13 protein-coding genes are annotated in these 12695 nt (G+C 68.4%); 7 read left to right on the top strand and 6 right to left on the bottom strand.

Going from position 1 to position 12695, the window contains the following annotated elements; translation table 11 throughout:
• A partial coding sequence (locus G3N98_RS23565; RefSeq protein WP_346779104.1) for an SH3 domain-containing protein occupies positions 1–329 on the bottom strand: 329 nt, incomplete at its 3' end.
• A gap of 33 nt (positions 330–362) precedes the next feature.
• Positions 363–800: a hypothetical protein gene (locus tag G3N98_RS23560; RefSeq protein ID WP_089427727.1), complete on the bottom strand. Its 438-nt coding sequence runs from the start codon at positions 798–800 to the stop codon at positions 363–365.
• 297 nt (positions 801–1097) lie between these two features.
• Here G3N98_RS23560 and G3N98_RS23555 point away from each other — a divergent pair, with 297 nt between their 5' ends.
• Together G3N98_RS23555 and G3N98_RS23550 are read left to right on the top strand one after the other, a co-directional pair.
• On the top strand, positions 1098–2633 hold the full coding sequence (locus G3N98_RS23555; RefSeq protein WP_206149373.1) for a sigma-70 family RNA polymerase sigma factor: 1536 nt from the start codon (positions 1098–1100) through the stop codon (positions 2631–2633).
• A gap of 181 nt (positions 2634–2814) precedes the next feature.
• Positions 2815–3717, top strand: a complete 903-nt coding sequence (locus G3N98_RS23550; RefSeq protein WP_089474655.1) for a helix-hairpin-helix domain-containing protein — start codon at positions 2815–2817, stop codon at positions 3715–3717.
• 1 nt (position 3718) lies between these two features.
• On the opposite strand, the gene G3N98_RS23545 is transcribed toward G3N98_RS23550, so the two are convergent.
• A complete protein-coding gene (locus G3N98_RS23545; protein WP_206149372.1) occupies positions 3719–4507 on the bottom strand; it encodes a hypothetical protein in 789 nt (262 codons plus the stop codon).
• A gap of 95 nt (positions 4508–4602) precedes the next feature.
• Positions 4603–5028, bottom strand: a complete 426-nt coding sequence (locus G3N98_RS23540; RefSeq protein ID WP_046547576.1) for a helix-turn-helix domain-containing protein — start codon at positions 5026–5028, stop codon at positions 4603–4605.
• A gap of 140 nt (positions 5029–5168) precedes the next feature.
• Between G3N98_RS23540 and G3N98_RS23535 the strand changes: the two genes are divergently transcribed.
• Positions 5169–5666, top strand: a complete 498-nt coding sequence (locus tag G3N98_RS23535; RefSeq protein ID WP_206149371.1) for a DUF2938 domain-containing protein — start codon at positions 5169–5171, stop codon at positions 5664–5666.
• 234 nt (positions 5667–5900) lie between these two features.
• Here the strand turns inward: G3N98_RS23535 and G3N98_RS23530 are convergent, their stop codons facing one another.
• Positions 5901–6341 (bottom strand): MarR family transcriptional regulator, encoded by a 441-nt coding sequence (locus G3N98_RS23530; protein WP_047850156.1) that lies wholly within the window; start codon positions 6339–6341, stop codon positions 5901–5903.
• Between the two features lie 122 nt (positions 6342–6463).
• Between G3N98_RS23530 and G3N98_RS23525 the strand changes: the two genes are divergently transcribed.
• Positions 6464–7993, top strand: a complete 1530-nt coding sequence (locus G3N98_RS23525; RefSeq protein ID WP_206149370.1) for a DHA2 family efflux MFS transporter permease subunit — start codon at positions 6464–6466, stop codon at positions 7991–7993.
• 37 nt (positions 7994–8030) lie between these two features.
• Here the strand turns inward: G3N98_RS23525 and G3N98_RS23520 are convergent, their stop codons facing one another.
• Positions 8031–9545 (bottom strand): acetyl-CoA hydrolase/transferase family protein, encoded by a 1515-nt coding sequence (locus tag G3N98_RS23520; protein ID WP_089432532.1) that lies wholly within the window; start codon positions 9543–9545, stop codon positions 8031–8033.
• A 654-nt stretch (positions 9546–10199) separates the two neighbouring features.
• On the opposite strand from G3N98_RS23520, the gene G3N98_RS23515 reads away from it, so the two are divergent.
• The 3 genes from G3N98_RS23515 to G3N98_RS23505 are packed head-to-tail and all read left to right on the top strand — an operon-like array spanning position 10200 to position 12684.
• Entirely contained in the window at positions 10200–10880 is a 681-nt protein-coding gene (locus G3N98_RS23515) for a CDP-alcohol phosphatidyltransferase family protein (RefSeq protein WP_206149369.1), read from the top strand.
• The gene (locus tag G3N98_RS23510) at positions 10877–11686 is read left to right on the top strand and encodes a 2OG-Fe(II) oxygenase (RefSeq protein ID WP_206149368.1); all 810 of its coding nucleotides are present in this window, start codon (positions 10877–10879) and stop codon (positions 11684–11686) included. The genes G3N98_RS23515 and G3N98_RS23510 overlap by 4 nt, the downstream gene beginning before the upstream one ends.
• The gene (locus G3N98_RS23505) at positions 11683–12684 is read left to right on the top strand and encodes an HpnL family protein (protein ID WP_089474647.1); all 1002 of its coding nucleotides are present in this window, start codon (positions 11683–11685) and stop codon (positions 12682–12684) included. The genes G3N98_RS23510 and G3N98_RS23505 overlap by 4 nt, the downstream gene beginning before the upstream one ends.
• Positions 12685–12695 lie beyond the last annotated feature (11 nt).

Below are 12695 nucleotides of genomic sequence, written 5' to 3'. Positions count from 1 at the left end.
AACCCCGTGATCGGCACGCCGACGATCGCGCCATATTCGAGCAGCGGCGCGTAACCGCCCTGGTACGGATAGTCGATCAGTTGCGCGTCGATCCAGCCGCGCACGCCCGGCAGCGCGACGTCGCACCACGTGTAGTCGCTCAGGCAGCCGAACACGTCCAGCGCGGTGCCCGGCGGAATCTGCGCGACGACCGGATAGTCGGGCGCGGGCCCCGCGAACAGCTCGGCCGGCGAATTCGTGTAGCCGGTGCTCTGTGCCTGTGTAATATCCGGCGCGGCCGCCAGGCCGAGCAGGACGACGCACAGGCTTCGGACAATCATGTTCCTCATGATGCTCTCCCGCGCGGTGCCGCCGCGCGCCGGTCAGTGCCGATGCCCGCCCCAGCCGCCGCCCCAGTGGCCGCCGCCCCACGGACGATGCCCGTACCCGCCGCGTCCACGCCAGCCGCCGCCCCATCCGCCCCAGAAGCCGACCGAGATCGCCGGTGCGCCCCAGCCGTACCAGCCCGGGTAATACGCGGGGGCATAGTACGGATACGGATAGGGATACGGTGGCGGATAGGCCGGCGCGACGTAGACGGGCGCCGGATCGACCACCGGCGGCGCGACCGCCGCCGCAGCCGGGCCCGGCGCAGTGGTGGCCGGCGCAGCCGGCGTGACGGGGATCTCGCGCTGCGTCAGCGTGGCCGGCGCCGGTGTGTAGTACGGCGCATAGCCATACGGACTCGTGTAATAACAGCCGCCGAGGGCCAGCGTCGTCAATGCGAATACCGCATACCTCGCGGCAGGAATCGGGGTCATCGATTGCTCCGGCAGAATCCACGCGTCGCCGCCAGGCGCGCGCCTGACTCTAGCTTACGTCCCCTGCAGATTTCCGCCCGGTATGATCGGTTACTTTTTGTTTCCTGCACCGGACGGGCGCGCGGGCACGCCGCATGCTGGCACGTCTGCCGCACCCGCGTTGAAGTTCGCGCAAATGCCCTCAACTTGAACGATGTCAGGCTGGCCGGCGCGGACGGGGTTCGCGAGCAACCGGCGGCCCGAAACCAGCGGACTTCGGCCCGCCCAGACAGGAACGCGGCTCACGCCGCCATCGACATGACTACGCCACGGCCCACTCCCCGGGCGGACACGCCGCTCGATCCGATCATCCAGTTGCTGGCGCTCGCCGGCGAACAGGGTTATCTGACCCACGCCGACCTCGTCGACGCGCTGCCGCCCGAAAGCGACAGCCCCGACGCGCTCGACGTCGTGCGCGCCGCGCTCGCCGACATCGGCATCGCCGTGCTCGACGAGCCGGCCGCGCCTGCGCCGTTCGCCGGTTCGGCGCCTGTCGACGTCGATCGCGATGCGCTCGACGAAGGCCGCGCGATGCTCGGCGACCTCGCACGCGGCACGAGCGCATCGACCGATCCGCTCGCCCTCTACATGCGCCGCATGCAGGCGGTGCCGCTGCTCACGCGCGAAGGCGAAATCGTGCTGGCGCGCGAGATCGAGACGGGCCGCCACCAGATCCTGCATGCGCTCGCCGGCTATCCGGCGGCGGTGGACGCGCTGCTTGCGCGTCATCGCGCCCCGGCTTCGACCCGCGCAGCCGGGTCGTCCGATGACGACGCCGGCGACACGCCGGCGCCGGCCAGCTACGACGCGCTGCAGGCGGCCGTCGCGGCCTTGCGCGGCGCATTGCACGCGCATGGCTGCCGTTCGGACGAATACCGTGACGCACGCAACCACGTCGCCGCCCTGCTCGGCTCGATCGCGTGGGTCGCACCGGCCGTCGACGACGCGAGCGACGTCGTGCGCGCGCTCGTGTCCGCGCCGCATCACGCCGCGACGGGCGAAGCCGCCTGCTTCGACACGGTTGCGCGGCGGGCACTCGCCGCGGCGCTGACGGACGGCCAGCAGAAAGTGCGCGACGCCACGCGCGCGATGCTCGAGGCGAACCTGCGGCTCGTGCTGTCGATCGCGCGCAAGTACATGAACCGCGGCGTCGACCTGCCCGATCTCGTGCAGGACGGCAGCCTCGGCCTGATGCGTGCGATCGAGAAATTCGAATACCGGCGCGGGTTCAAGTTCTCGACCTATGCGACCTGGTGGATCCGCCAGGCGATTGCGCGCGCGGTCGCGGATCGCGCTCGCACGATCCGCGTGCCCGTGCACGTCGGCGACCAGTACCAGCGGGTGCAGCGGCATGCGCTGCGTTTTCGGCAGCGCACGGGCCGCCGGGCGACGCCGGCCGACCTGGCGGCCGAAACCGGCCTCGACGAGGACAAGCTGCGCGCGGTGCTCGCGCTGCCTGCCGAGCCCGTGTCGCTCGACGCGCCGCTGCCCGACGCGGACACCGGTCTCGTCGAGCTGATCGAGGACCAGGCGTCGGCCAGCCCGTTCGAGCAACTGGCCGACACGCGGATGCGCGAATGCGTGAGGTCGCTGCTCCGGTCGGTCTCGCCGGCCGAGGCCGACGTGCTGCGCCGGCGGTTCGGGCTCGGCGGCGCCGAGCCTGACACCTACGACGCGATCGCGCAGGACGCGGGCATGTCGCGCGAACGCGTGCGGCAGATCGAGAAGCGGGCACTCGCCGCGTTGCGCACGGCCGCCGAGGCCGAAAACGCGCAGTCGTTCCTCGACGCGTGACCGCATTACGCGACGCACGGTCGTGCCGCTTTCCGGCACGACCGTGCGCGTCGAACCTGTGCTACGTTTGCCATTGACGTGCGTCAAGTTTTCTTCATCGCGTGTCGCGACAATGATGAAAGGCCGACCGGCGCATCGTTCGCCGTGTCCATTCCGTTTGTGCGTCCCCAGGTCCCTCGCCATGCAGACGACCGCCAGCCAAACGTTCGAGGAAAACCGGCATATCGCGGCCTGCCTGCGCGAGGCGGCGCAGCGGCTGGCTGACCAGGGCGCGAATCCGTACCGGGTCGCCGCGTACCGCGCGTCGGCCGAGACGGTCGACGCGCTCGACCTCGACATCCGCTCCCTGTTCGAATCCGGTGGCGTCGATGCGCTCGGGATGCTGCCCGAGGTCGGCACGGGCGTCGCCCAGGCGATTGCCGAGCTGCTGGTGACGGGGCGCTGGCGCCAGCTCGACCGGCTGTGCGGCGACGCCGAACGCACCTCCGCGTTCGAAGCGGTGCCGGGCATCGGCCACGCGCTCGCGCTGCGCATTCACGACCTGCTGCACATCGATACGCTCGAGGAACTCGAACGCGCGGCCCGCAACGGCCAGCTCGAAACGATCTCGGGCGTCGGCCCGCGGCGCGCGGCCGGCATCCGCGCCGCGCTCGACGACGTGCTGAGCCGCCGCCGGCGCTGGCAGGGCCACGTGCAGGACGCCGGCCGCGGCACGGAGCCGCCCGTCGAACTGCTGCTCTACATCGACCGCCTGTACCGCAACAAGGCCGCCGCCGGCGTGTTGCCGACGCCTGGCGTCGTACAACGCGTCACCGCGCATCGGCGCCCGAATGCGGACGACTACGTGCCGCTGCCCGTGATGCACATGACCAAGGGCGGCTGGCATTTCACCGCGCTGTGCCTGCATGCCGCGATGCGCACGCCGGAGGCGTCCCGCCCGACGGACTGGGTCTCGCTCTATTTCTACGACGCCCTGCAACGCGAGCATCAGCGGACCGTCTTCACCGAAACGTACGGCTCGCTCGTCGGCAAGCGCATCGTGCGCGGGCGCGAGCAGGAATGCCGCGTGTACTACGCGGGATGACTCAGTCGTCGCCGATCTCGTCGATGTCGAACGGGACGTCGAGCACCGACGCGATTTCGCGACATGCATGGGTGAGCGCGCGCGATCGGCGGCCGGAATAATCTGCCGCGAGATAGAACCAGGTCGAATGCGGCCCGCAATCGTCTTGACTGTTCCGTTTCGGTACGTCGAACCAGAACTTCACCATGTAGCCGCCCTTCCAGCGAACCGGAATCACCTGCGTGAGCTGCATTCTCGTGATTGCACCGTGGCGGAACCGGATGGTGTCGTCACCGACGCGGAATCCCGACCACGCGCCGTCGTTCGACACGAACACGGTCAGCATTTCGTCCGGCAGCACGACGGTCGGGGCGTCTTCCTGGGCCAGCTCGGCCGTCGACACCATCGCCGCCCCCGAACCGTCGCGCCCCGTCTCGACATCCACGTACGCTTCGATCGTCCGCTTCGCCTTGTCGTAGAAACTGCGCGTGATGTCGGACCGCACGGCGTCGGCGATCAGCACCAGTTGCTTGAATCGTGCACGCTCGCCGTATCGAAACGGCACATCGGGTGCGTCGTCGGGCCCGTCAGCCAGTTCGTCCTCCAGACTATCGGTCTGTACAGGCGGAGCGGTCGTGACAGGCGGTTCAATGCCTCCGCGCCGCCGTGTCACCCAATCGATTCCCAACGCCAGCAGCACTTGCGGCGTCACCATCACGACGGCCACCGTCGCGAGCCCGGCGAGCACCCCGTAATGCGGCGCGACCCGCGATGCCGCATACGCGGCAGGAAACACAAGCAAAATCCACACGCTGCAACCCCGTTGTTCCAGTTTGCGATGTCCGGCACCGCATGACTCTGCGCATCACCCTGCCATCGGCCAACCCGCCGGTGCACACTCGCCGCCTACGCGCCTTCCGTCTTCGTGCGGCGCGCCGGATGGCGATGCGCGGCGATCCGAAGCAGCTTCTGGAACGACGGGCATTCGAGATGGTTCGATGCCGGGCACACGGCCGCATGCCGCAACGCATCGCGCACGGCGCCGAGACGGCGAATCGTGCGGTCGAGTTCGTCAGCCTTGCCGTCGAGCTTCGCGCGATCGATCGCAGGCAGGCCGTCCGTGCCGACCATCGCGAGGATGTCGTCGAGCGAAAAGCCGGCCTCGCGGCCCAGTGCGATCAGCGCCAGGCGCTCCAGCACCGACTCGTCGTATTGCCGCCGCAGCCCGTGGCGGCCGATCGGCACGATCAGCCCCTTTTCCTCGTAGTAGCGAAGCGTCGACGCGGGCAATCCCGAGCGTCGCGCCACCTCTGCAATGTCCAGCCGGCTCATGCTTGACCTCAAGTGAACTTGAGGTTGCAAGATAGTCGCTCGACTCGATGAAGACAAGCCCGGATCGCCATGAAACCGTTGAAACCACGCCGTATTCCGCTGCACCGCGCAGCCTGTTCCCTTCTCTGCGGAGGCACGCGATGAGCCTGCCCGACGTCCTGCCCGACCTGTTGCTGATCGGCACGGGCGCCACGCTCGTGATGGATCTGTGGACGCTGTTCCGGCGGCGTGCATTCGGCATTCCGTCGCTCGACTACGCGCTGGTCGGCCGCTGGCTCGGTCACATGATGCACGGCCGGTTCCGGCATGCGTCGATCGTCGCCGCGGCACCCGTTCCCGGCGAACGCGCGCTCGGCTGGGTCGCGCATTACGCGATCGGCATCGCGTTCGCGGTGCTGCCCGTCGCGATCGCGGGCACGGCTTGGATCGGCACGCCGACCCCGCTCCCCGCGCTCGTCGCCGGCCTCGCTAGCGTCGTCGCACCGTTCTTCGTGATGCAGCCTGCGCTCGGTTTCGGCATCGCGGCGTCGCGCACGCCGAACCCGGGCGTCGCGCGCCGGCGCAGTCTCATCACGCATCTGTCCTACGGTGTGGGGCTTTATCTGGCGGCGTACACGCTCGCGGCACTGGCCCGTTGAGCACATGGACTCGCCAAGGCCGTAACAGCTAGCGTCGGCTCAACCGAGCCGACGTCGATACCCACGCAAGCGCTTCGTCGAACATGGCGAGCGTATCGTCTCGTGTGCCAGCCCGACGAAGGCCACGCCGGGCATCGGCACCCGCGCAACGGCGATGACAACGCCGCGTGCTCGCGCGCTGCCGCCCGATGTTTTTCAAGTCGTTCATCCGGCCCGCCCGAACGGCGGGCCACCTCACTCCCCGCCGCAATCGATCAGGTTGTGGCGCACGCGCCCGAGCAGCCGCACCAGCGTATCGCGCTCGTCGGGCGTGAAGCCGCGCAGCCCGTCGTCGGCGACGGTGTCACCCACCTCGAGCATCTGCGGAAAGATCTCGCGCGACTTGTCGGTCAGCCGGATCACGAATGCGCGGCGGTCGTCGTCGTTCGCGATGCGCTCGATCCAGCCATAGCTTTCCATCCGGTCGAGCAACCGCGTGAGCGAGATCGGCGCGATCTCGAGCCATTCGGCGAGCCGCGCCTGATTCATCTCGCCCTTCCACGTCAGGTACGCGAGCACGCGGCTTTGCGCCCGGGTCAGCCCGATGCGCTTCGCGCGCCGGTCGAACAGGCGTCCGTTCAGGCGGGCGACATCGGCGATCAGATAGCCGATCCGGTTCTCGTAAGTCTTGTCCATCCGGCGATTATAGGGGTCAAGCCGGCCATGCCTCGGCGATAAGCGGATATATAATAAGCGTGCTTATAATTCCAGCCATACCGGATCGCCGCCCACGGCGACCGCCCCGTGGAGACACCCGCTTGAACCCCGCCGCCGATGCCCCCGCCTCGCCCGCACTGAACCGGCCGATGCTGACCTTGTCGATCATGCTCGCCACGCTGATCCAGACCCTCGACAGCACGATCGCGAACGTCGCGCTGCCGCACATGCAGGGCACGCTGTCCGCATCGCAGGACGAGATCACGTGGGTGCTGACCTCCTATATCGTCGCCGCGGCGATCGCGACGCCGCTCACCGGCTGGCTGTCCGACCGGCTCAGCGTGAAACGGCTGCTGATCGTGTCGATCGCGGGCTTCACGGTCGCGTCGGCGCTGTGCGGGCTGTCCGAGACGCTCGTGCAGATCGTCGGCGCGCGCCTGCTGCAGGGCGTGTTCGGCGCCGCGCTCGTGCCGCTGTCGCAGTCGATCCTGCTCGACATCAATCCGCGCGAGAAACAAGGCCAGGCGATGGCGATCTGGGGAATGGGCGTGATGGTCGGCCCGATCCTCGGCCCGACGCTCGGCGGCTGGCTCACCGACAGCTACAACTGGCGCTGGGTGTTCTTCATCAACGTGCCGATCGGCGCGTTCGCGCTCGCCGGCGTGATGACCTTCCTGCCCGCACGCGCGCCGCGCCCGCACGTGAAGTTCGACGCGTTCGGCTTCGCGACGCTGGCGCTCGCGATCGGCGCGTTCCAGGCGATGCTCGACCGCGGCGAACAGCTCGACTGGTTCGGCTCGTACGAGATCCGCATCGAGGCGATCGTCGCGGCGCTCAGCTTCGCGTTCTTCCTCGTGCATACGGCGACCGTCGGCAAGGCGTCGTTCTTCAAGTCGGAACTGCTGCGCGACCCGAACTTCGCGACGGGCACGCTGTTCATCTTCGTGGTCGGCGCGGTGCTGTACGCGACCCGCGCGCTGCTGCCGCCGATGCTGCAGAACCTGATGGGCTACCCGGTCGCGACGACGGGCCTCGTCACCGCGCCAAGCGGCGCCGGCACGATGATCGCGATGCTGTTCGTCGGCCGGCTGCTGAAATACGTGGATGCGCGGATGCTGCTGCTCGCGGGACTGGCGATTTCCGCGCTCGCGCTCTGGCAGATGATGCAGTACACGGTCGTGCTGTCCGAAGCGGACATCGTGTGGCCGGGTGTGGTGCAGGGCTTCGGGCTGGGGCTCGTGTTCGTGCCGCTGAGCGCGCTGTCGTTCTCGACGCTGCCGCCCGACCTGCGTGCGGACGGCACGGCCACCTACAGCCTGATGCGCAACATCGGCAGCAGTATCGGCATCTCGATCGTGCAGACGCTGATGACGCGCAACACGCAGGTCGCGCATGCCGACCTCGCGACCCACATCACGCCGTTCAACCCGGCCGTGCAGGCGATCGCCGGCAGCCGCGTCGACATCGCGCTGCTCGACCGCACGATCAACCAGCAGGCGTCGATGATCGCGTACCTGAACGACTTCAAGCTGATGTTCGTCGCGACGCTGCTGATGATTCCGCTGTTGCTGCTGATCCGCCCGCCGCAGAAAGCGGCGAGCGTGGAGATCGCACACGCGGCGATGGATTGACGGGCGCACGCGCGACGCGCGCCCGCTTCGCTCCGCGTCAGGCCTTCATCGTGCCCGTGCGCACGTAGCGCTCGTGCCACGACAGCGCCTCGGCGAGCAGGTGCGGCGTGTGCTTGCCGAAGCTTTCACGCGACGCGCGCTCGAAGTAATCCTCGAGCATCGGCCGGTAGTCGGGATGCGCGCAGGTCGCGATGACCTTGCGTGCGCGCTGCTTCGGCGACAGGCCGCGCAAGTCCGCGAGACCCTGCTCGGTGACGACCACCGCGACGTCGTGCTCGGTGTGGTCGACGTGGCTCGCCATCGGCACGATCCGCGAGATCGCACCGCCCTTCGCGGTACTCGCCGACATGAAGCACGACAGGTAGCCGTTGCGCGCGAAGTCGCCCGAGCCGCCGATGCCGTTCTGGATCTTCGTGCCCATCACGTGCGTCGAGTTCACGTTGCCGTAGATGTCGGCCTCGATCATCCCGTTCATCGCGATGCAGCCGAGCCGGCGCACGAGCTCCGGATGGTTGCTGATCTCCTGCGGGCGCAGCACGATCTTCTCGCGGAACGTCGCGATTTCGTCGGCGAAGCGCTGCACGGCGGCCGGGCTCAGCGACAGCGCGGTGGCCGACGCGAAGCTCAGCGTGCCATCCTGCAGCAGGTCGAGCATGCCGTCCTGGATCACTTCCGTGTACGCGGTCAGGTTCGAGAAGCCGGCCGAGCTGAGCTCCGCGAGCACCGCGTTCGTGATGTTGCCGACACCCGACTGCAGCGGCAGCAGGTTTTCCGGCAGGCGGCCGCGCTTCACTTCATGGCGCAGGAAGTCGATCAGTTGCAGCGCGATCTGCTTGGACGTCGCGTCCGGCGCGGAGAACGCATTGCTGCGGTCCGGCGCATCCGTCTCGACGATCGCGACGATCTTGTCGGCCGGGCAGCGCAGGTACGGCTCGCCGATCCGGTCGTCGCTCTTCGTCAGCGGAATCGGCTTGCGGTGCGGCGGCAGCGCGGTGCCGTAATAGACGTCGTGCATCCCGTCGAGGCCGAGCGGCTGGCGCGAGTTGACCTCGAGGATCACGTGCTTCGCGCGTTCGAGCCAGGTCTTGTTGTTGCCGATCGACGCGGACGGAATCAGCAGCCCGTCCTCGCGGATGCCCGCGACTTCGACGATCGCGACATCGAGATCGCCGTACAGCCCGAACCAGGCGTACTGCGCGACATGGCTCAGGTGGACGTCCTGGTAGTCGACTTCGCCGCCGTTGATCTTGTCGCGCAACGTCGGGTCGGACTGGTACGGCAGGCGCATCGAGATGCCGTTGGTGCGGGCGAGCGCGCCGTCGAGTTCCGGCGCGGTCGACGCGCCCGTCAGCACGTTGATCCGGAAGTCCTCGCCGCGCGTGTGCGCCGCGTCGATGTGGGCGGCAAGCGCGGCCGGGACGGCCTTCGGATAGCCGGAGCCCGTGAAGCCGCTCATGGCGACGGTCATGCCGGGACGGATCAGCGCGGCGGCTTCGTCGGCGGTGCGGACGAGCGAACGCAGGGCGGGAGCGAGGATGCGTGATGAAGACATGGCTGGTTTCTGACGCGTGGGGGTCTGTCGTTGACGTCGCGGGGGGTGTCTCCTGAGCGACATGAAGCCCTTGGGGCCGCGAGGGGCGGCCGGCACCACAGGCACGGTCGGAGTATCGCAGAGGCCATCGCCGCGAAATGTCCGCCAAATGAAAAAGATCCTTGCCGGATTTGCCGGGTATCGAACGACCGTTCTGTGACAGGCGGGCCGTTTAAATCGGATGCACACGAAAGGTACGCGAAAGCATCGGACAGAAAGACGGTGACCGATCGACAACTCACGCGCATCAATCGACGAATTTCCACCGCGCTTTATCGCCTGCGGATCGGCAATGACCGACGCCCGTCCGGCGCGGCCAATTGTCACCCGATGCGGCTTGTCCCGACCTGACGCACGTCAAGCTCGCACGCGCCGCGCGACGCGCGGCGGGAAGCGCGAAACGCACCGCCGCACCGGCCTGTGAGGCCCGTCCGTCCTTGACAGTCGCGCGAGGCGAACCACACTGGAATACGGATGCCGCCGCCCCGTCTGGCCGCCCTTTCGCGCACGCGCTTTTCGGCCGGCCGATCGCCGCAAGACGCGGTAACACTCCCTCATGTCAGGACATTGATCGAATAAAAAGCACCAAATTACAATTCCGTATATATTTCGCCGATGGACCAAAGAAAAACCGCCACACGTTCCGAACCGCCCCTGCCGCGCACCTGGGATGCGCGGCTGGCGCGCTCGCTTGTCCGACCGCTCGTCGACACGCCCGTCACCCCGAATCACCTCACTACCGTTCGCCTGCTGATCGGCCTCGCCGGCGCCTGGTGCCTCGCGCACGGCGGCTTCGGCTGGAGCAATGCAGGCGCGTTCCTGATCGTGCTGTCGAACTTCGTCGACCACACCGATGGCGAGCTCGCGCGCATCAGCGGGAAATCCAGCAAGATCGGTCATTTTTACGACCTCGCGGCAGATGCGCTCGTCACGGTCGCGCTGTTCGTCAGCATGGGCGTCGGGATCGTCGCCCAGGGCGGCCAGATGGCCGCGTCGCCGGTGCTGCTCGGCGCGGTGGCCGGCGCGGCCGTCGCGCTGATCTTCTTCCTGCGCATGCGGATCGAATCGTTCGCCGGCAAGGCCGGCACCAAGCAGGCATTCGCCGGCGGCTTCGAGACCGAAGACGTGCTGTACCTGCTGCCGCTCGTGACGCTGTTCGACGGCGTCGAGCCGTTCCTGCTCGCGGCGTCGATCGGCGCCCCGCTGTTCGCGGCGTGGGTCGTGTTCGACTGGTGGCGCATCGTCCGGCGCGGCAATGTTCCGCAGAATTCCACTGAAATCCAGGCTTCCAAATGACTCCTAGCACGCGCGACGACTCCGTGCTGAGCCCGGCACGCCCCGCGCCCGTGCGCGCGGCCGCGGCCGACCCCGATCGCACCGTGGCCGACCGTGTCGGCCAGCTCGACCTCGACCGCCTGCGCGGCGACTACACGCGCCAGGGCTCGTTCCTTTATCTCGACACCTTCCTGCCGGCCGACGCGCACGCGAGGCTGGCCGACGCCGCCCGCGCGATGCAGGCCGGCCTGAACCGCAATTACCTGCCCGGCCACAAGCAGGGCGGCAGCGTCAGCCGTCATACGATCGACGAGCAGGCGCCGTACATCGCCGAACTGTATCGCTCGAAGGCACTGATCTCGTTCCTCGAGAAAGTCACGGGCGACAAGCTGATGCTGTCGCCGGACGACGATCCGCACGCGTACGCGCTGTATTACTACACGAAGCCCGGCGACCACATCGGCTGGCACTACGACACGTCGTACTACGACGGCCGCCGCTACACGCTGCTGATCGGCGTGATCGACGAATCGTCGTGCCGGCTCGACTACGAGCTGCATACGCGCAATCCGGACGTCGCCGACGAGCCGGGCTCCGTGCAGATCGCCGACGGCGGCATCGTGCTGTTCGACGGCGACAAGCTGCGCCACCGCATCACGCCGCTCGGCCAGAACGAGATGCGCGTGTCGCTCACCTTCGAATACGTGACGAACCCCGGCATGCGGCCGTGGAAGCGCTTCATCTCGAACATGAAGGACGCGATCGCGTATTTCGGTTTCCGCCAGGTGTTCAAGCAACTGGCGACGCGACGCACGAGCGGGTCATGACACGCGCGGGCCTCATCCTGCTGTCCCTCGGGACCGCACTCTTCATCGCACTGCTGGCCTGGCAGGGCGTCGGCGCCGTGGCGTCCACGTTCCTCGCGGCCGGCTGGGGGCTCGCGCTCGTCGCGGCGTTCCACGTCGTGCCGCTCGCGATCGACGCGGTCGCAATCTCCGTGATGTTCCGCCCCGGCCAGCCGGGCGCCGAGCTCGGCAACGCGCTGCGCGCGCGCTGGGTCGGCGAATCCGTGAACAGCCTGCTGCCCGCCGGGCAGATCGGCGGCCCGGTGCTGATGGTGCGCCACCTCGCGCAGCGCGGCACGCGGATGGCCGACGCGGCGGCAGCCGTCACGGTCAGCACGACGATGCAGGCGCTCGCGCAGATGGCGTTCGCGCTGATCGGCATCGCCGCGTTCAGCCTGTATGCGACGCACGAATCGGTCGCGCACCTGCGCACGCCCGCACTCATCGCCACCGGCGTGCTCGGCGCCCTCGCCATCGCGTTCTATGCAGCGCAGCGGCGCGGACTGTTCGGCCGCGGCCTGCGCCTCGCGTCGAAGCTGCTCGGCCCGCGCGACTGGTCGTCGCTGGCCACCCGCGCCGACGCGATCGACGATGCGGTCGGCGCGCTGTACCGCGATCGTGCGAAGGTCGCGAAGACGTTCGCACTGAGTCTCGTCGGCTGGATCGTCGGCACCGCCGAAGTGTGGCTCGCGCTGCACTTCCTCGGGCACCCGGTGAGCTGGCTCGACGCGCTGCTGCTCGAGAGCGTCGGCCAGGCCATTCGTGGCGCGGCCTTCGCGATCCCGGGCTCGCTCGGCGCGCAGGAAGGCGGCTACCTGCTGCTCGCGCCGCTGGTCGGACTGCCGCCCGACGCGGCGCTCGCGCTATCGCTTGCGAAACGCGCGCGCGAACTCGCGCTCGGCCTGCCCGGCCTGCTCTATCTGCATTTCAGTGAAAGAAACTGGCAGCGGCGCCGTGCGCCGCAGCCGCTCGCCGACTGATCGTTCAGATC

The organism is Burkholderia sp. Tr-20390, from assembly GCF_017104595.1.
Taxonomy (GTDB): Bacteria; Pseudomonadota; Gammaproteobacteria; order Burkholderiales; family Burkholderiaceae; genus Burkholderia.
The sequence above is the reverse complement of the archived record's forward strand: the minus strand, read 5'-3'. Positions and strand labels throughout refer to the sequence as shown.